The sequence below is a fragment of the Pseudodonghicola flavimaris genome (genome assembly GCF_030164425.1).
GTDB lineage: Bacteria > Pseudomonadota > Alphaproteobacteria > Rhodobacterales > Rhodobacteraceae > Pseudodonghicola > Pseudodonghicola flavimaris.
On the sequence record NZ_JASNJD010000024.1, the window covers coordinates 13604 to 30808 of the forward strand.

Genomic DNA, 17205 nt, shown 5'->3' on the forward strand with positions numbered 1-17205 from the left:
GGTCATCTGGGGGCATGATCCGGCTGTCCCAATCCCCCACCGACCCCGTCTTCGTGCAATCGCCCTATGGGTTCTATCACCGCGCCCGCGCCGTCGGGCCGCTGTTCCACTGGCAAGAATACGGCATCCCCGCCGCGCCCGGCCATGAGGCGGTGCAGAGCATCCTGCGTGATCGCCGTTTCGGCCGCGAGGTCCCGGCGGAGCTGGCGCCGCCGGTGCCCGATCACCTCGCCCCCTTCATGGCGGTGGAGGCGCATTCGATGCTGGAACTGGAACCGCCACGCCACACGCGGCTGAGATCGCTGGTGCTGCGCGCCTTTACCAGCCGCGCGATCACCGCGCTGGCGCCGGGGATCGAAGCGCTCTGCCATGATCTGATCGATCGCTTCCCCGCCGGTGCCTTCGACCTGCTCGATGCCTATTGCACCCGGGTGCCGGTGATCACCATCGCCCGGCTTCTCGGGGTGCCGGAGGAGATGGCACCGCAGCTTCTGGACTGGTCGCACCGGATGGTCGCGGTCTATCAGGCCGGCCACGGCCCTGCCGACGAGATCGCCGCCTCCGCCGCCGCGACCGAATTCTCCGCCTTCCTGCGCGGCTATGTCGACGAGCGCCGCAACCGGCCCGGCGACGACCTGATCACGAGACTGATCGCGGCGGAGGAGGATGGTGCCCGGCTCTCCTCCGACGAGCTGATCACCACCTGCATCCTGCTGTTGAACGCCGGGCATGAGGCCACCGTGCATGCGCTGGGAAACGGGGTGAAGACCCTGCTGGAGACCGGCACCGATCACAGCTGGCTGGCGCCCGACCGGGTTGACGTCATGGTGGAGGAGATCCTGCGCCACGATCCGCCGCTGCATATGTTCACCCGCTATGCCTATGAGGAGATGACGGTTTTCGGCCATGACTTCCGCCGGGGCGATCAGGTGGCGCTGCTTCTGGGGGCTGCGAACCGCGACCCGGGCGTCTGGCCCGATCCCGACCGCTTCGACCCCGGCCGCCCGGCACAGACCAACGCCGCCTTTGGCGGCGGGCTGCATTTCTGCGTCGGCGCGCCGCTGGCCCGGCTGGAGATGCGCATCGCCCTGCCGATCCTCTTCACCCGCTGCCCGGCACTGCGGCTGGCCGCCACGCCCGATTACAGCGACAGCTATCACTTCCACGGTCTCACGCGGCTGATGGTGCAAAGGGCGCCGTGAGCCCGCCGATCAGGGGCATTCCGGCGCAGCCCCACCCCTGAGCCAACTCTCGGCGAACCCGCCCGAGACAAGCGCCCCGCGTCATTCCTCCAGCGGCAGATCGGTGGTGGACTTGATCTCTTCCATCGACAGCAGCGCGGTGACGTTATGCACCCGCACCTCGGAAATCAGCGCCTGATAGAAGGCGTCATAGGCGCGCGCGTTCTTCACCCGCACCTTGAGGATATAGTCGATGTCTCCCGCCAGCCGGTGCGCCTCCTGCACCTCGGGGCGATCGCGCAGAGCCCGCAGGAAATCCGCCTGCCAGCTCGCCTCATGCTCCGAGGTCCGGATCAGCACGAAGAAACAGGCCTCAAACCCCAGTGCCTCGGGGTTGAGCAGAACCGTCTGCTTGCCGATCACCCCGGCGTCGCGCAGCTTGCGGATCCGGTTCCAGACCGGGGTCTTCGAACTGCCGACATTGCCGGCGATCACGTCCAGCGACTGGCTGGCATCGCGCTGCAGCTCCGCCAGAATTTTCCGATCCAGCGCGTCGATCCGTACAGACATTCCTGATTGTTCCTTTTTCCGGGACAGCGGTTCTCTGCCGTGCAGCAAGTGAAACGCATGTCCTTATTTCCCGCAGCATATAGCGTTGAAACGGGAATATTTCCTATATTGGCAGTCAAGTCAAACCCCAGCGAAAGGGCCCAGAGCATGACCGTCCCCCGCACGACCCAAGGCTTCGCCTCCGGCCATGTCCGCTTTGTCGGTGCCGGCCCCGGCGATCCGGAGCTTCTGACCCTGGCCGCCCTGCGCGCGCTGGAGACCGCCGAGGTGATCCTGCACGACCGGCTGATCAGTACCGATATCCTCGCGCTCGCCGGCCCTGCCGCGCAGCTGACCGAGACCGGCAAGACCGGCTTCGGCCAGGCGATGAAACAGGACGACATCAACGCCCGCATCGTCGCCGCGGCACAGTCCGGCGCCCGCGTGGTGCGGCTGAAATCCGGCGACGCCACCGTCTTCGGCCGTCTCGACGAAGAGATCGAGGCCTGCGACGCCGCCGGTATCTCCTGGTCCATCGTGCCCGGCATCACCGCCGCCTCTGCCGCCGTCGCCGCCATCGGCCAGAGCCTGACCCGCCGCGGCCGCAATTCCGCGGTGCGGCTGATCACCGGCCACGATGTCGAAGGCTACGCCGATCACGACTGGGCGGTTCTGGCCCGTCCGGGCGAAGTGGCGGCGATCTACATGGGGCTGCGCGCCGCCCGCTTCCTGCAGGGCCGGCTGATCATGCATGGCGCCGACCGCGCCACCCCGGTGACGCTGGTCGCCAATGCCTCCCGCCCCGATCAGCAGGTACTGGCCACCACGCTCGACCGGCTCACCGACGATCTGGCCCGGGCCGAGCTGTCCGGTCCGGTGCTCACCCTCTTCGGCCTCGCCCCCCGCACCGCCGAAATCCTCCTCCCCGCTCTCGACAAGGAACGCGCCTGATGCCCCGCCCCTTCACGCCCAAGGTCGTCACCGCCTCCGATCTCCTGGAAGGCGATGTCATCTATCTCACCGCCGAGGACGGCTGGACCCGCCAGCTGACCGAGGCCGAACTGATCCAGGACGAAGCCCACGCCCAGCTGCGCCTGCTCTTCGCCGAAAGCCAGCCCAACAGCGTCGTCGGCGCCTATCTGGCCGAGGTGAAGCCGGGCCCCCGCGGCCCGGAACCGACCCATTTCCGCGAGGCCTTCCGCGCCACCGGACCCTCGAACTACGCCCACGGCAAGCAGGCCGGGGCCTGAGCCCGTCACACCCCCGAGCCCGTTCCGGGGAGTTTCTTCGAAGACCATTCACCGGCCTGAAGCCGCCGGAGAAGGAGCCGCCATGTACAGCTATTCCGATTTCGACCGCGCTTTTCTCGCCGAACGCAACGCCCAGTTCCGCGCCCAGGTGGAGCGCCGCCTCAAAGGCCACCTGACCGAGGATGAGTTCAAGCCGCTGCGGCTGATGAACGGCGTCTACCTGCAGCTCCACGCCTATATGCTGCGCGTGGCGATCCCCTATGGCACGCTGAACGGCGCCCAGATGCGCCAGCTCGCCCTGCTGGCCGAGAAGTGGGACAAGGGCTACGGCCATTTCACCACCCGGCAGAACATCCAGTACAACTGGCCGAAGCTGCGCGACATCCCCGATATGCTGGATGCGCTGGCCGAGGTCGGGCTGCATGCGATCCAGACCTCGGGCAATACCATCCGCAACACCACCGCCGATCACTTCGCCGGCGCTGCCGCCGATGAGATCGCCGATCCCCGGCCGCTGGCCGAGCTGATCCGGCAATGGTCGACCGATCACCCGGAGTTCCAGTTCCTCGGGAGAAAGTTCAAGATCGCCATCACCGGCAGCCCGGAGGACCGCGCGGTGACTGCCGCCCATGATATCGGGCTGCGCATCGTCACCCGCGACGGCGAACAGGGTCTGCAGGTGCTGGTCGGCGGCGGCCTCGGCCGCACCCCGATGATCGGCCAGGTGCTGCGCGACTTCCTGCCGCGCGCCGATCTGCTGCCCTATCTCGAAGCCGCGCTCTCCACCTACAACCTGCTGGGCCGGCGCGACAACAAGTACAAGGCGCGGATCAAGATCACCGTGCATGAAAACGGCATCGAGGAAATCCGCCGGCTGGTCGAGGCCCGCTTTATTGAGACCCGCGCCGAATTCTCCGGCGAGGATCAGGCGCTTCTGGCCCAGATCGAGGCGCAGTTCACCCCGCCCGCGTTCCGTGGCGGCAATACCGAGACCTATGACGCCGCCTATGCCGCCGACCCGGTGTTCCGGGCCTGGGCCGATACCAATCTGGCGGCGCACCGCCGGGCAGACCACGCCATCGTCTCGATCAGCCTCAAGGCCCCCGGCGCCACCCCGGGCGATGCCACCGCCGCGCAGATGCGGGTGATGGCCGATCTGGCCGGGCAATACGGCTATGACGAGCTGCGCATCAGCCACGAACAGAACGTGATCCTGCCGCATGTGCATAAATCCGACCTGCCGGCGCTGCATGCGGTGCTGAAACACCACGGGCTCGCCACCGCCAACATCGGGCTGATCAGCGATATCATCGCCTGCCCCGGCATGGATTACTGCGCCCTGGCCACCGCCCGCTCGATCCCGATCGCGCAGGAGATCGCCACCCGCTTCGAGGAGCTGAAACTCGAACACGACATCGGCCCGATGAAGATCAAGATCTCCGGCTGCATCAACGCCTGCGGCCACCACCACGTCGGCCATATCGGCATCCTCGGGCTCGACCGTGCCGGGGTGGAGAATTACCAGATCACCCTGGGCGGCGATGCCGGCCCCGATGCGGTGATCGGCTCCCGCACCGGCCCGGGTTTCCCCGCAGAGGAGATCGTGCCCGCGATCGAACGGCTGATCCGTGCCTATCTCGACCTGCGCGAAGACGCGGCCGAACCCTTCCTCGCCACCTATCGCCGCCTCGGCGACGCCCCGTTCAAATCCGCGCTCTATGACGAAAGCGCCCGCACCAAGGCCGCATGACCCCATGGATCTTCTCTGCCCAAATACTCCCGCCGGAGGCTCCGGCGGCGACGCTGCGGCACGGCTCGCCGACAAGGTCGCGGACCTTAACGCCCGCTACCGCCACCACTCCGCCACCTCGGTGATGGAAGCCGCCCTGACCGAGGCCGGGCATATCGCCCTGGTCTCCAGCTTCGGGGCGGAATCGGTGGTGCTGCTGCATATGGCGGCAGTAATCGACCGCAACGTGCCGGTGCTGTTCATCGATACCGAGCTGCTCTTCACCGAAACGCTGGTCTATCAGACCGAGCTGACGGAGCGGCTGCTCCTGTCCAACGTGCAGATCATCCGCGCCGCCGATATCGCCGCCCGCGATCCCGACAACACGCTGCATCTGCGCGACACCGACGCCTGCTGCGCGCTGAGGAAGACCCGGCCGCTGCAACAGGCTCTGACCGGCTTCGACGGCTGGATCACCGGCCGCAAGCGGTTCCAGTCCGGCACCCGCGCGGCGCTGGATTTCTTCGAGATCGAGGACGGCACCGGCCGGATCAAGATCAACCCGCTAGCCCATTGGGCGCCGGAGGATATCCGCGCCTACATGGAGGAAAACCGCCTGCCCCGGCATCCGCTGGTCGCCAAGGGCTATCCGTCGATCGGCTGCGCCCCCTGCACCTCGCCAGTGGCCGAGGGCGAAGATCCCCGCTCGGGCCGCTGGCGCGGTCAGCAAAAGGACGAATGCGGCATCCATTTCGTCAACGGCAAACTCGTGCGCATAGGAGCATCCGAATGACTGTCATCGTCACCGACCGGGGCTTTGCCCCCGACGACTGGAGCGGGGATGAGACCCGCACCGCCACCCTGGCCCCGGAGGCACGGGCCACCGATCTGGCCGACCGTCTCGGCGCGCTGGACCTGATCCGTGTCAGCTTTCCCAGCTTCGCCGACGGTCGCGGCTTCACCCTGGCCCGCGATCTCCGGCGGCTGGGCTATGCCGGACGGCTGCGCGCCTGCGGTCACCTGATCTCGGATCAATACGCCATGGCGCGGCGCTCCGGCTTCGACGAGGTGGAGATTTCAGACGATCTCGCCGCCCGCCAACCGGAGGCAGAGTGGCTTTTCCGGGCGCGTTGGCGCGCGCATGACTATCAATCGCGCCTGCGCGGGCAATCTGCCCTTCACCTGACCTGAATCAAAGATTACTCAGAGGTGTCGGTTCTAAAGACCGGCAAGGAAACCGATGACAGAGATGCGCCCCGTGACCGATCAAGCGACTGACGCGACCCCCGTTAAGACACTCGCCCTGCCCGACGCCCAGACCGTCACCTTCGTCAAACACTGGACCGACCGGCTGTTTTCCTTCCGGGTGACGCGGCCCGCCTCGCTACGCTTTCGCTCGGGCGAATTCGTGATGATCGGCCTGATGGGCGATCCCGACCCCAAGACCGGCAAGCAGAAGCCGCTGCTGCGGGCCTATTCCATCGCCTCGCCGTCCTGGGACGAGGAGCTGGAATTCTATTCGATCAAGGTGCAGGACGGACCGCTGACCTCGAAGCTGCAGCATATCGCGGTCGGCGACGAGATCATCCTGCGTCCCAAGCCGGTCGGCACCTTGGTGCATGACGCGCTGCTGCCGGGCAAACGCATCTGGTTCTTCGCCACCGGCACCGGTTTCGCGCCCTTCGCCTCGCTGCTGCGCGAACCGCAGACCTACGAGGATTACGACGAGGTGATCATCACCCACACCTGCCGCCAGGTGGGTGAGCTGACCTATGGGGCCGAACTGATCGAGAGCCTGAAGACCGACGAGATGCTGAACGAGCTGATCGGCGAGGGCTTCTGGAAGAAGATCAAATATTACCCCACTACCACCCGGGAAGAGAGCCCGAAGATGGGCCGCATCACCGACCTGATGCGCTCGGGCGAGGCCTTTGCCGATCTCGGCGTGCCGCAGATCAACCCCGCCGACGACCGCGCCATGGTCTGCGGAAACCTGGCTTTCAACCTTGAGATCAAGGACATGCTGGAAGGCTACGGGCTGGTCGAAGGGGCCAATTCCAATCCGCAGCACTATGTGGTGGAAAAGGCCTTCCTCGACTGATCAGGGCGCCCCAGTCGCGCTGCGCGCCCCGGCCTGACCTTAGGTCACATCGTGAAATTACATGACGGCAGCAACTAATTCTTGGTTGCTGCCGTTTTTCCGGGCTACTCCTGTCCGGCGTGGTGCGATCTGCCCGCGCATGGGAGGAGATCATCATGACAAGGCACAGCCCCACCCCGGCCGTGGTGCCCATTCTGTCGGCCGCCAATTTCGTGATCGGCCTCGGCGCCTTTGTCGTCATCGGCATTCTCAACCCGATGGCAGAGACCTTCGGGCTCAGCCCGTCCGAGGCCGGCAACCTGATGGTGGTCTACGCCGGGGTCTATGCAATCAGCTCACCGCTTCTGGTCTCGGCGACCGGCCGGATCGGACGGCGCCGCATCCTGGCCGTCGCCACCGGGCTTTTCGCGCTGGCGGCGCTGATCTCTGCGCTGGCGCCCACCGCGCCCGTCCTCTTCGCCGCGCGGGTACTCTCCGCGCTCAGCGCCGGCATGGTCACACCGGTCGCCGCCGCCGTGGCCGCCGGCCTCAGCCCGCCCGGCAAACAGGGCGCGGCGCTGTCCATGGTCTTTCTCGGCTTCAGCCTCAGCCAGGTGATCGGCGTGCCACTGGGCAGCTTTCTGGCCTATACCTTCGGCTGGCGCATCGCCTTCGCCCTGGTGGTGGCGCTGGCGGTCCCCTGTGCCGTGCTGATCTGGGTCCGGGTGCCTGCGGGATTGCATTTCGCGCCGGTCGGCCTGCCGGACCTGATGCGGGTGGTCGGCAACTGGCGGCTGATGCTGGCGGTCAGCTTCACCACCCTCTTCCTTTCCGGCAGCTACGTGGTCTTCACCTATCTCGCCCCGCTGCTGAGCGAGACCATGGGCTTCGCCCGCAACGGCATCACCGCGGTGCTGACCCTGTCCGGACTGGGCGCCGTCGCCGGATCGCTGATGGGCGGCAAGCTGACCGACCGGATCGGCGCGCAGCAGACGCTGGTGCTGCTGTGCCTGGCGCAGATGGCGGTCACGCCGATGTTCTCGACCCTGCCGCTGCCCGTCTTCGCGGTGATGGCATTGCCGGTGCTGTGGTCGCTCTTCGGCTGGTCCTTCATGCCGGCGCAGCAGGTGCGGCTGATCATCGCCTCGCCGCAGAACGCCAATGTGCTGCTGGCGCTGAACGCCGGCGCCGTCTATCTGGGCGCGGCGGCGGGTTCCGCCATTGGCGGCGCCCTCATCGAACGCAGCGGGCTCTGGGCGCTCGGACTGGGCGGCGGCGCCTGCGTCTGCGCCGCGCTGGCGGTGCTGCTGATGGCGGGCGGCTGGCGCGGTCCGCGATCCGACCCCGCCGCGCCAAGCTCAATTGCCGCTTGAATCACGGGCCTGCCAAGTTTACCTTGCCGCACGGATTCTTGTGAAAATAACCGAAGGAACAAAACCATAGCCCGCAGACCCCATAATGCGCCCCCGACGCGCGACACTGGCCCCCGCATCAATGAAAAAATCCGTGCGCCTGAAATCCGTCTGATCGGAGCCGAAGGCGAAAACGTCGGCGTCGTCGCGCCGGCGCGGGGATTGGCCATGGCCCAGGAGGCTGGGTTGGATCTGGTCGAGATCTCTCCCAATGCCACGCCGCCCGTCTGCAAGATCATGGACTTCGGCAAGTTCAAGTACGAACAGCAGAAACGCGAAAGCGAAGCCCGCAAGAAGCAGAAGATCATCGAGGTCAAGGAAGTCAAATTCCGGCCCAACACCGATACGCATGACTATGACGTCAAGATGCGCAATGTCGTGAAGTTCCTTGAGAACGGCGACAAGGTGAAGGTGACCCTGCGCTTCCGCGGCCGCGAGATGGCGCACCAGAACCTGGGCCGCGACCTGCTGGAACGCGTCGCCGAAGACGTCAAGGAAATCGGCAAGATCGAGAACATGCCGAAAATGGAAGGCCGCCAGATGATCATGATGATCGGGCCGCTGCCGCAGAAATAACCTGCAGGACGCCCGGCGCCGTCACCGGCGCCAGGCTTCCCTGTGGATCGCACCTCCGGCCCCCGCCCATGCGGGGGCTTTTGCATGTCTGGGTCGCTTTCGGGCCGGTTATTTCCCGGTCTTGCCGGCGGCGCCCATGCCCCCCAGCCAGAAGGCCGTGCCCATTTCCACGATCTTGCCGGTTTCTTCGGTATAGCGGTTCAGGGCGCGCTGCAGGAATTCACCCTGCACCTGCTGCATCTCGCTCAGATCGCGGCAATGCAGCAGCTTGTGCTGCAACTCCACGTCCTCCTTGATCCGCTGGGTATAGAACTCCAGCATCTCGGCGCCCATGTCGCTCAGCTTCTCGACCCAATCGCCGCCCATCAGAGTCAGCGCGTTCAGACCCATCTTCTGATATTGCGACATCACGTCGTTCATCGCCTGAGCGGCATCGTTCATGACCGCTTCATGTTTCTTGTCGGAAGTCATCGTTTTCATCCTTTCGGTCAAACGACCCCCCGGATCCGTTGCACGGGTTCGGGACCGGTCGGGGGAGTCTCCTCGTCGCGCGCGCGGCGATAGTTGCACAGCGCCCGGGTGAAGGAAATGCGCTTTCCCGGAAAACGGGAAACCTGCGCGCATTTCACACGCCTGCGCCAGTAAAACCACCACCCAGTAAAACCACCACGGCGCATGTCTTGGCGCGGTGCCGGTGCGGAGCTGTCTGAAAAGGCGACCATCCCCACGGTCCCGCCTTGCATCGGCTCCGCACCGGGCTCGCCCTCCGCCTCGCGAAGGGAGCCTGCCCATCCCACGAGGCCGCGCGCAGCTTTAAGCCGCAGCACACCCCGCAGGTTTATTGTAGCACTGTCGCAGCCCGGCCCGATTGATCTGCGTCAACCCGGCCGGGCCCGGCCTGTCAGCCGGCGGCGGCCATCACCGCGCGGCGCGTCATCACCTTGACCAGATGGGCCCGATAGGCCGCAGTGCCATGCAGATCGGCGATCATCCCCTCGGCCGGGCAATCGATCCCCTCCAGCGCCGCCGGGCTGAAGTCCGCCGACAGCGCCACCTCAGCCTCGCTCCAGCGGAATACCCCGTCTTCTGCCGCACCGGTGACCGCGACCCGCACGCCCTCCGGGTATTTCGCCACGAAGACCCCCACCAGGGCAAAGCGCGAGGCCGGCTGCTCGAACTTCTGATAGCTGGCTGCCTCCGGCACGGGGAACCGCACGGCGGTGATGAGCTCGCCATCCTCCAGCGCGGTGGTGAACATGCCTTCGAAGTAATCGTCCGCCGCGATCTCGCGGTTGCTGGTGACGATGGTCGCCCCCGACGCCAGCGCCGCCGCCGGATAACAAGCCGAAGGGTCATTATTTGCGAGGCTGCCGCCGATGGTGCCGCGATTGCGCACCGCGGGATCGCCGATATTGCCCGCCAGCGCCGCCAGCGCCGGATAGGCCGCCGCCACCTCGGCCGCGACCGCCGCATGCGGGGTGGCGCCGCCGATGGTGATCTGCCCCTCCCCCAGCTCGATCCCCTGCATCTCGCCGATGCCAGTCAGGCTGACCAGAACCGCCGGCGCCGCCAGCCGCTGCTTCAGCGTCGGGATCAATGTCTGCCCCCCGCCCAGGGCCTGCGCCTCTTCCGCGCCCAGGGCGGCGATGGCATCGGCCAGGGTCGTGGGTTTCACGAAGTCGAATTCATACATCTCGCTCTCCTTCAGAAGGTCCGGGAGGCCTCCGCCCCCCTTCTTCTCTGTCCAAATACTCCGGGGGTCCGGGGGAAGCCCCCCGGTCCCGTCCAAGGTCGTTGCGTCAACCCTCCGGTCATCCCTGCAGCGCCGCCCAGACCCGCGCCGGGCTCAGCGGCATGTCGATATGGGTGATCCCGCTGCCGCCGGAGCGCAGCGCATCCACCACCGCGTTGACCACCGCCGGCGGCGACCCGATGGCGCCGGCCTCGCCGCAGCCCTTTACCCCCAGGGGGTTGTGGGTACAGGGCGTCTGGCAGGAATGATCAACCTGGTAGAACGGCACATCCGTGGCCCGCGGCATGGCATAATCCATGTAGGAGGCGCTGAGCAGCTGGCCGTTCTCGTCATAGACCGCGCCTTCCAGCAGGGCCTGGCCGATCCCCTGCGCCAGCCCGCCATGGACCTGGCCGGTGACGATCATCGGGTTGATGATATTGCCGAAATCATCCGCCGCCGCGAAGCGTTCGACGGTGACCTTGCCGGTGTCGGGATCGACCTCCACCTCGCAGGCATAAGCGCCGGAGGGATAGGTGAAGTTGGAGGGGTCGTAGAACGCGGTCTCCTCCAGCCCCGGTTCGATCTCGTCCAGAGGGTAATTGTGCGGCACATAGGCGGCGAGACAGACATCCCCCCAGGCCACCGATTTGTCGGTGCCCGCCACGCTGAACTGGCCGTCCTTCAGTTCGATATCGGCCTCGGCGGCCTCCATCAGATGGGCGGCGATGGTCTTGGCCTTCTTGATGATCTTCTCGGTGGCCCGCACCATGGCCGAACCGCCGACCGCGATCGACCGCGATCCGTAAGTGCCCATGCCCATCGGCACCTTGGAGGTATCGCCATGCACGATCTCGACCATGCTCTCGTCGATGCCGATCATTTCGGCGATCACCTGCGGGAAGGAAGTCTCATGCCCCTGCCCGTGGCTGTGGCTGCCGGTCATCACCACCAAACCGCCGGTGGCATTGACCCGCACCGTGGCGCTTTCATAGAGCCCGGCCCGCGCGCCCAGCTGCCCCACCAGGTTCGAGGGTGCGATGCCGCAGGCCTCGATATAGCAATTGACGCCGAGCCCCCGCAGCTTGCCACGCGCCTCGCTCTCGGCCCGCCGCGCGGCGAACCCGTCCAGATCGGCCATCTCCACCAGCTTGTCCATCGTCGCGTGATAGTCGCCGGTATCATATTCCACCGCCACCGGCGTGGCATAGGGAAACTCGGTGATAAAGTTCTGCCGGCGCAGGGCAATCGGATCGACGCCCAATTCCATGGCGGCCTTGTCGATCACCCGTTCCAGCTGGAAGGTCGCCTCCGGCCGGCCGGCCCCGCGATAGGCATCCACCGGCACCGTATTGGTGAAGACCGCCTTGACGTTCACATAGATCAGCGGCGTCTTGTAGTTCCCCGCCATCAGCGTGCCATGCAGCCAGGTCGGGACCGAGGGCGCGAAGGTCGAGAGATAGGCGCCCATGTTCGCATAGGTCTCGGTCCGCAGCGCGGTGAAGTTGTTCTCCGCGTCCAGCGCCAGCTGGATGGTGGTGACATGATCGCGGCCATGGGCGTCCGAGATGAAGGCCTCCGACCGGCTGGCGGTCCATTTCACCGGCCGGTTGATCGCCTTGGCGGCAAAGGTGCAGAAGGCTTCCTCGGCATAGTGGAAGATCTTGGTACCGAAGCCGCCGCCGACATCCGGGGCCACCACGCGCAGCTTGTGTTCCGGGATCCCCAGCACGAAGGCGCCCATCAGCAGCCGGATCACATGCGGGTTCTGGCTGGTGGTGTAGAGCGTGCTTTCATCGCCCGCCCGGTCGTAATCGCCCACCGCCACCCGCGGCTCCATCGGGTTGGCGACCAGCCGGTTGTTGACCAGCTCCAGCGTGGTGACATGGGCGGCCTTCTGGAACGCCTCCTCCACCGCCGCCTTGTTCTCCTCGACGAAGCCCCAGTCGTAGCAGAGGTTCGAGGTCAGATCGTCATGCACTTTCGGCGCACCCTCCTGCACCGCGGCCTTCATGTCGATAACGGCGGGCAGTTCCTCGATCTCAACCTCGATCGCCTCGGCGGCATCGCGCGCCTGTTCCCGGGTCTCGGCGACGACGGCGGCGATCGGGTCGCCGACATGGCGCACCTTGCCCTGGGCCAGCACCGGATGCGCCGGCTCCTGCATCGGCTGGCCGTGTTTGTCGGTCACCTGCCAGCCGCAGGGCAGGCCGCCGATACCTTCGAAATCCGCACCCGTGAAGATGCGGATCACCCCGGGCATGCCGGCGGCGGCAGCTGTGTCGATGGATGTGATACGGCCATGGGCCATGTCCGAGCGCAGGAAATGCACATAGGCCTGACCGCGCAGATTGATATCGTCGGTATAGCGTCCAGCTCCGGTCAGAAAGCGGACGTCTTCACGCCGCTTGGTGCTGGCGCCGATTCCGTGGTCTTTCGGCATGTCTTTCTCCTCCCAAAGAAATCTGCCAACCGCCGCGATGCCGCCTCGGCCCCTCCTCCAGGGCGCTGATCGGCGACGGGCGGTCTATGTCGGGTCCGTCTTGATCGTCGCGTCTTACTCAGCGGCGAGCACCGCCACATCCTGACCGCTGGCCGCCATGATCGCCTTGACGATGTTGTGATAGCCGGTGCAGCGGCAGATATTGCCCTCGAGATAATGGCGGATCTCGTCTTCCGTCGGCTTCGGGTTTTCCTTCAGCAATGCCGCCGCGCTCATCACCATGCCGGGGGTGCAGAAACCGCATTGCAGCCCGTGGTGATCCTGGAACGCCTGCTGGATGACATTGAGCGTGCCATCGGCATTGGCCTGGCCTTCGATGGTCGAAACCTCGGCGCCATCGGCCTCAAGCGCCAGCATGGTGCAGGATTTCACCGCCTTGCCATCCACATGGACGACGCAGGCGCCGCACTGGCTGGTATCGCAACCGACATGGGTGCCGGTCAGTCCGATCTGGTCGCGCAGGAACGACACCAGCAGTGTCCGGCCCTCCACCTCGCCGGTCGCAGGCTGGCCGTTCACGGTCATCGAGACCTGTGTCATGGGTACCTCCCTCAGGATATCTGTGCCTAGGCCCCGAGTTAAACACGGCCTTTGCCTCTTGAGAACTGAAATCTCCTGGAGCGGTGAGAAACCCGTCGCGCAACCCGGTGGCGGCCACCGGACAGCAAAACGCCGGCCCGGGAGCCGGCGATCCGTTGGGATGGGGATGGGGCCCGGCTCAGCCCTGCTGGGCCAGCTTCGCCTCCCGCGCCGCACGCAGCCGGGCGAAATCGTCGCCGGCATGATAGGAGGACCGGGTCAGCGGCGTCGCAGAGACCATCAGGAAGCCCTTGCCGAAGGCGGCTTTCTCATAGGCGGCGAATTCCTCCGGTGTCACAAAGCGGTCGACGCCATGGTGTTTCGGTGTCGGCTGCAGGTACTGGCCGATGGTCAGGAAATCGACATCCGCCGCGCGCATGTCGTCCATCACCTGGCGCACCTCGGCGGCCTGTTCGCCAAGACCCACCATCAGCCCGGACTTGGTGAAGATCGACGGATCGAGTTCCTTGACCCGCTGCAGCAGGCGCAGCGAATGGAAATAGCGGGCGCCGGGCCGGACCTCGGTATAAAGACCGGGCACCGTTTCGAGATTGTGGTTGAAGACGTCGGGCCGCGCCTCGACCACCACCTCCAGAACCGACGGATCGCACTTCAGGAAATCCGGCGTCAGGATCTCGATCGTGGTGCCGGGCGAGCGATGGCGCACCGCGCGGATGGTCTGGGCGAAATGCTCCGCCCCGCCGTCCTCCAGATCGTCGCGGTCCACCGAGGTGATCACCACATGGTTCAGCCCCAGTTTTTCCACCGCATGGGCAACGCGGCCGGGCTCGAAGGCGTCGAGCGTATCGGGGCGACCGGTGGCGATGTTGCAGAAGGTGCAGCCGCGGGTACAGATCTCGCCCATGATCATCATGGTGGCGTGACCCTGGTTCCAGCATTCGCCGACGTTGGGGCAGCCCGCCTCTTCGCAGACGGTGACCAGCCCGTGTTCCCGCATGATCTTGTGGGTATCGGCATAGCCCTTGCCGCCCGGCGCCTTGACCCGGATCCAGGCCGGTTTCTTGGGCTGGGCATTGTCGGGGCGATGCGCCTTTTCGGGGTGACGTTGTTCGGGAATCTTCAGATCGCGCATGGGCTTGGGGCCTTTGGCCGGAGTTCGGGAATGATCACTTCAGGTGCCCTACCATAACCTTCCCGTCGGGAAACCGCCACCCGCGCATATCCGCCATGCGCCAGGCGATGCCGCAACCGCGAGAACAATGCACGGAGTGCCCAGAAATCCCCCGTCTTCCTCAGGACTTGATGAAATAGAAAGCCATATTGCACATGCAGCAATTCAGCAGTTGAAGACCCTTTAGAATTATTTTAACCCGCAAGAGAAACCGATCCCCTGAAGATGCTTGAGGAGAATGAGATGAAAGTCGGAGTCAAACTGCCTGACGTCACCTTCCACACCCGCGTGCGCGACGAGGCCGTCGGCGGCCCGAACCCGTTCCGCTGGGAAGACAAGACCACCTCGGACTATTTCGCAGGCAAGCGCGTGATCCTCTTCTCGCTGCCGGGCGCCTTCACCCCCACCTGCTCCACCTACCAGCTGCCGGGCTTCGAAAAAGGCTATGGCGAGTTCAAGGACCTGGGCATCGACGAAATCTACTGCATGTCGGTCAACGACAGCTTCGTCATGAACAAATGGGCCGAGAACCAGAAGCTGGAAAACGTCAAGGTCATCCCCGATGGCTCCGGCGAGTTCACCCGCAAGATGGGCATGCTGGTCGACAAGGACAACCTGGGCTTCGGCATGCGGTCCTGGCGCTATGCCGCCATCGTCAAGGACGGCGTCATCGAAGCCTGGTTCGAAGAGCCCGGCCTGATGGACAACTGCCCGGACGATCCCTATGGCGTCTCCTCGCCCGAGACCCTGAAAGACTATCTGGTCGAAGCCGCCAAAGGCGCCGCCGCCTGATCGGTTTCGATCCGTCCTGACCGAACCCCGCGGGCTCGCAGACATGCGGGCCCGTTTTCGTTTGCCGGGTGGTTCCTTTGCCGGGATGCGCAGGCTGGTTTCCGGGGCCATGTCGAATATATATTACATTCAGAATGTAATCATGGGGCGGCCAAGCCGGCCCCTCCGCTTCGAAAGCTGCCCGATGTCCGATCTGCCCCCGACGACCGACCCGATCCCCTGGTCCGGTCTCTCCGCCGAGCGGCAACTGCAGTTGCGCGAGGCCTACGGTCGCGATCCGGCCTGCCAGACCGGCACCTGTTCGCTCGACGACAAGATCGCCCGTTTCGCCGACTGGCTTGCCGCCCGGGGGATCCGGTTCGGGGCCGAGGATCTGCCCGGTCGGCGCTAGGACAGCACTCAGCCGATCAGGCTGTTGCCCTCGGCCTGGCGGTCGTAATGCGCCTTCAGGCGCTGTAGCGCGATCCTCAGCACGATCTTGCCCGACCGTGCAGACCAGCCCATGCGCCGCTCCGCCTCTTCCAGCCCCTCGAGATAGCAGCAGCAGCGCAGCGCCACATCGCTGAGCCCGGGGCCGAGATCGGCCAGCGCCCGCGCCACCCGGTCCCAGGCCTGACCGCCGCGCGCCGGGACCGGATCACCGCCCGGGCGGGCGCCGGCGCGGCCGGCCGGCCCGGTCAGGAACCGGTCCCAACTCTGGCCTACCCGCGGTCCCAGCTGCGCCAGTTCGAAATCCTCGCGCAGCCGCTCACCGGCGCGCACCAGACCATCGTCCAGAAACGGCAGCCCGTCGCGATCCTTGCGCCGGGCCAGCAGCGCCAGCGGACTTTCGCCCCGGCTGTAGCGGCTGCGCCGCCGGCGGCGGGCGGTGGCACTGTCCGGATCGTCGCTGCCGCCATAGGGCGCCTGCATCTCGGACAGGCCGCTGTCCTTGTCATAGCGCGCCCGGTTCTCCTCCTCCGCCAGCAGCCGGCGCAGCTCTGCCCGGCCCGCACCGGTGATGTGATAGCGGCTGATGCGGCCCGGCGTGGCGCAGGCGATCCAGTCCTTCAGTGCCATCATCTGCGCGATCGGCGTGTCGACCACCGCGGTGCGCGCGCCCTCGCCCCGGACCACCACGGCCTTTTCCATCTGCTCGGCCACTGCCAGAACCGCCCCCGCCTCGCTGAGGCAGGACAGCACCCGGCGCGCCTCGCGCTCCAGCGCGGCGGCTTCCGGCATCTGCGGCGGCGAAACAGGTTCGGACGACAGGGTCATCGGCATGGCAGCAGGCTCCTTCTTTGGCGGATGCGCAGTCGGGAAATGCGCCTTGGCCAAGGTCGACAGCGCCGCATCCACCAGCGGATCGTCGCGGCGCATTTCAATCCGGCGGATCTGGCGCAGCACGGTCGAGGCATGACAGCCGGAGCGGCGCGCCAGCTCCCGGATCGGATGGCCGGCAACGGTGTGAAACAGATAGCGCCGCGCCGGTTCCGGCACCCAGGGCGGCACGGTCGGGACAGGATTTCCAGTCATCTTGTCGCCGTCGTTGGGTCTCACTGTCCGCCTCGGATATCCAGAAATTACCCCGAGGTTTATCCACAGCCCCGGCAGGTTAAGTTACAAAGTGGCGAAAATCCACCTGTGCGTTAATCTTTGTTTCGTTTTGATAAACAATCATAAACCCTGCGCGCGCAAAACCGGGCCAGGC

The 17205-nt window shown here is 65.8% G+C and carries 18 protein-coding genes; 11 read left to right on the forward strand and 7 right to left on the reverse strand.

Annotation, left to right across the window (positions count from 1 at the left end; genetic code table 11):
* The first annotated feature begins 14 nt into the window (after positions 1-14).
* Positions 15-1202, forward strand: coding sequence for a cytochrome P450 (locus tag QO033_RS21785; RefSeq protein WP_284483012.1), 1188 nt, complete (start codon positions 15-17; stop codon positions 1200-1202).
* A gap of 81 nt (positions 1203-1283) precedes the next feature.
* On the opposite strand, the gene QO033_RS21790 is transcribed toward QO033_RS21785, so the two are convergent.
* Positions 1284-1751 carry an Lrp/AsnC family transcriptional regulator gene (locus QO033_RS21790; protein ID WP_284483013.1) on the reverse strand — a complete coding sequence of 156 codons (468 nt, stop codon included), beginning with the start codon at positions 1749-1751 and terminating at the stop codon, positions 1284-1286.
* Positions 1752-1898: 147 nt separating this feature from the next.
* On the opposite strand from QO033_RS21790, the gene cobA reads away from it, so the two are divergent.
* From cobA to infC, 8 genes are all read left to right on the forward strand, one after another.
* Positions 1899-2681: a uroporphyrinogen-III C-methyltransferase gene (cobA, locus tag QO033_RS21795; RefSeq protein ID WP_284483014.1), complete on the forward strand. Its 783-nt coding sequence runs from the start codon at positions 1899-1901 to the stop codon at positions 2679-2681.
* On the forward strand, positions 2681-2980 hold the full coding sequence (locus tag QO033_RS21800) for a DUF2849 domain-containing protein (RefSeq protein WP_284483015.1): 300 nt from the start codon (positions 2681-2683) through the stop codon (positions 2978-2980). The genes cobA and QO033_RS21800 overlap by 1 nt, the downstream gene beginning before the upstream one ends.
* An 82-nt stretch (positions 2981-3062) precedes the next feature.
* A complete protein-coding gene (locus QO033_RS21805; RefSeq protein ID WP_284483016.1) occupies positions 3063-4730 on the forward strand; it encodes a nitrite/sulfite reductase in 1668 nt (555 codons plus the stop codon).
* A gap of 4 nt (positions 4731-4734) precedes the next feature.
* Positions 4735-5502 carry a phosphoadenylyl-sulfate reductase gene (locus QO033_RS21810; RefSeq protein WP_284483017.1) on the forward strand — a complete coding sequence of 256 codons (768 nt, stop codon included), beginning with the start codon at positions 4735-4737 and terminating at the stop codon, positions 5500-5502.
* A complete protein-coding gene (locus QO033_RS21815) occupies positions 5499-5900 on the forward strand; it encodes a DUF934 domain-containing protein (protein ID WP_284483018.1) in 402 nt (133 codons plus the stop codon). Before QO033_RS21810 ends, QO033_RS21815 begins: the two co-directional genes overlap by 4 nt.
* 49 nt (positions 5901-5949) lie before the next feature.
* Positions 5950-6810: a ferredoxin--NADP reductase gene (locus QO033_RS21820; protein WP_284483019.1), complete on the forward strand. Its 861-nt coding sequence runs from the start codon at positions 5950-5952 to the stop codon at positions 6808-6810.
* Between the two features lie 155 nt (positions 6811-6965).
* Positions 6966-8162 (forward strand): MFS transporter, encoded by a 1197-nt coding sequence (locus tag QO033_RS21825; protein WP_284483020.1) that lies wholly within the window; start codon positions 6966-6968, stop codon positions 8160-8162.
* Between the two features lie 117 nt (positions 8163-8279).
* Positions 8280-8777, forward strand: coding sequence for a translation initiation factor IF-3 (gene infC, locus QO033_RS21830; RefSeq protein ID WP_456107299.1), 498 nt, complete (start codon positions 8280-8282; stop codon positions 8775-8777).
* Positions 8778-8885: 108 nt separating this feature from the next.
* On the opposite strand, the gene QO033_RS21835 is transcribed toward infC, so the two are convergent.
* The 5 genes from QO033_RS21835 to lipA all read right to left on the reverse strand — a co-directional run bounded on the left by QO033_RS21835 (position 8886) and on the right by lipA (position 14684).
* A complete protein-coding gene (locus tag QO033_RS21835) occupies positions 8886-9248 on the reverse strand; it encodes a phasin family protein (RefSeq protein ID WP_284483021.1) in 363 nt (120 codons plus the stop codon).
* 430 nt (positions 9249-9678) lie between these two features.
* The gene (locus QO033_RS21840; RefSeq protein ID WP_284483022.1) at positions 9679-10470 is read right to left on the reverse strand and encodes an FAD binding domain-containing protein; all 792 of its coding nucleotides are present in this window, start codon (positions 10468-10470) and stop codon (positions 9679-9681) included.
* A 118-nt stretch (positions 10471-10588) separates the two neighbouring features.
* Positions 10589-12952 carry a xanthine dehydrogenase family protein molybdopterin-binding subunit gene (locus QO033_RS21845; RefSeq protein ID WP_284483023.1) on the reverse strand — a complete coding sequence of 788 codons (2364 nt, stop codon included), beginning with the start codon at positions 12950-12952 and terminating at the stop codon, positions 10589-10591.
* Between the two features lie 114 nt (positions 12953-13066).
* On the reverse strand, positions 13067-13552 hold the full coding sequence (locus tag QO033_RS21850) for a (2Fe-2S)-binding protein (RefSeq protein ID WP_284483024.1): 486 nt from the start codon (positions 13550-13552) through the stop codon (positions 13067-13069).
* Positions 13553-13730: 178 nt separating this feature from the next.
* Complete coding sequence (gene lipA, locus QO033_RS21855) at positions 13731-14684, reverse strand: lipoyl synthase (RefSeq protein WP_284483025.1); 954 nt, start codon at positions 14682-14684, stop codon at positions 13731-13733.
* Positions 14685-14966: 282 nt separating this feature from the next.
* On the opposite strand from lipA, the gene QO033_RS21860 reads away from it, so the two are divergent.
* Complete coding sequence (locus QO033_RS21860; protein ID WP_284483026.1) at positions 14967-15515, forward strand: peroxiredoxin; 549 nt, start codon at positions 14967-14969, stop codon at positions 15513-15515.
* 184 nt (positions 15516-15699) lie between these two features.
* Positions 15700-15906, forward strand: a complete 207-nt coding sequence (locus QO033_RS21865; protein WP_284483027.1) for a hypothetical protein — start codon at positions 15700-15702, stop codon at positions 15904-15906.
* Between the two features lie 8 nt (positions 15907-15914).
* Here QO033_RS21865 and QO033_RS21870 read toward each other — a convergent pair whose 3' ends face one another.
* Positions 15915-17030 carry a DUF6456 domain-containing protein gene (locus QO033_RS21870; RefSeq protein ID WP_284483028.1) on the reverse strand — a complete coding sequence of 372 codons (1116 nt, stop codon included), beginning with the start codon at positions 17028-17030 and terminating at the stop codon, positions 15915-15917.
* Positions 17031-17205 lie beyond the last annotated feature (175 nt).

Excerpts from the sequence above, each read along its gene's own strand:
- QO033_RS21785 (WP_284483012.1), top strand. The coding sequence starts at position 15 with ATGATCCGGCTGTCCCAATCCCCCACCGACCCCGTCTTCGTGCAATCG.
- QO033_RS21790 (WP_284483013.1), bottom strand. The coding sequence starts at position 1,751 with ATGTCTGTACGGATCGACGCGCTGGATCGGAAAATTCTGGCGGAGCTG.
- cobA (WP_284483014.1), top strand. The coding sequence starts at position 1,899 with ATGACCGTCCCCCGCACGACCCAAGGCTTCGCCTCCGGCCATGTCCGC.
- QO033_RS21800 (WP_284483015.1), top strand. The coding sequence starts at position 2,681 with ATGCCCCGCCCCTTCACGCCCAAGGTCGTCACCGCCTCCGATCTCCTG.
- QO033_RS21805 (WP_284483016.1), top strand. The coding sequence starts at position 3,063 with ATGTACAGCTATTCCGATTTCGACCGCGCTTTTCTCGCCGAACGCAAC.
- QO033_RS21810 (WP_284483017.1), top strand. The coding sequence starts at position 4,735 with ATGGATCTTCTCTGCCCAAATACTCCCGCCGGAGGCTCCGGCGGCGAC.
- QO033_RS21815 (WP_284483018.1), top strand. The coding sequence starts at position 5,499 with ATGACTGTCATCGTCACCGACCGGGGCTTTGCCCCCGACGACTGGAGC.
- QO033_RS21820 (WP_284483019.1), top strand. The coding sequence starts at position 5,950 with ATGACAGAGATGCGCCCCGTGACCGATCAAGCGACTGACGCGACCCCC.
- QO033_RS21825 (WP_284483020.1), top strand. The coding sequence starts at position 6,966 with ATGACAAGGCACAGCCCCACCCCGGCCGTGGTGCCCATTCTGTCGGCC.
- QO033_RS21835 (WP_284483021.1), bottom strand. The coding sequence starts at position 9,248 with ATGACTTCCGACAAGAAACATGAAGCGGTCATGAACGATGCCGCTCAG.
- QO033_RS21840 (WP_284483022.1), bottom strand. The coding sequence starts at position 10,470 with ATGTATGAATTCGACTTCGTGAAACCCACGACCCTGGCCGATGCCATC.
- QO033_RS21845 (WP_284483023.1), bottom strand. The coding sequence starts at position 12,952 with ATGCCGAAAGACCACGGAATCGGCGCCAGCACCAAGCGGCGTGAAGAC.
- QO033_RS21850 (WP_284483024.1), bottom strand. The coding sequence starts at position 13,552 with ATGACACAGGTCTCGATGACCGTGAACGGCCAGCCTGCGACCGGCGAG.
- lipA (WP_284483025.1), bottom strand. The coding sequence starts at position 14,684 with ATGCGCGATCTGAAGATTCCCGAACAACGTCACCCCGAAAAGGCGCAT.
- QO033_RS21860 (WP_284483026.1), top strand. The coding sequence starts at position 14,967 with ATGAAAGTCGGAGTCAAACTGCCTGACGTCACCTTCCACACCCGCGTG.
- QO033_RS21865 (WP_284483027.1), top strand. The coding sequence starts at position 15,700 with ATGTCCGATCTGCCCCCGACGACCGACCCGATCCCCTGGTCCGGTCTC.
- QO033_RS21870 (WP_284483028.1), bottom strand. The coding sequence starts at position 17,030 with ATGACTGGAAATCCTGTCCCGACCGTGCCGCCCTGGGTGCCGGAACCG.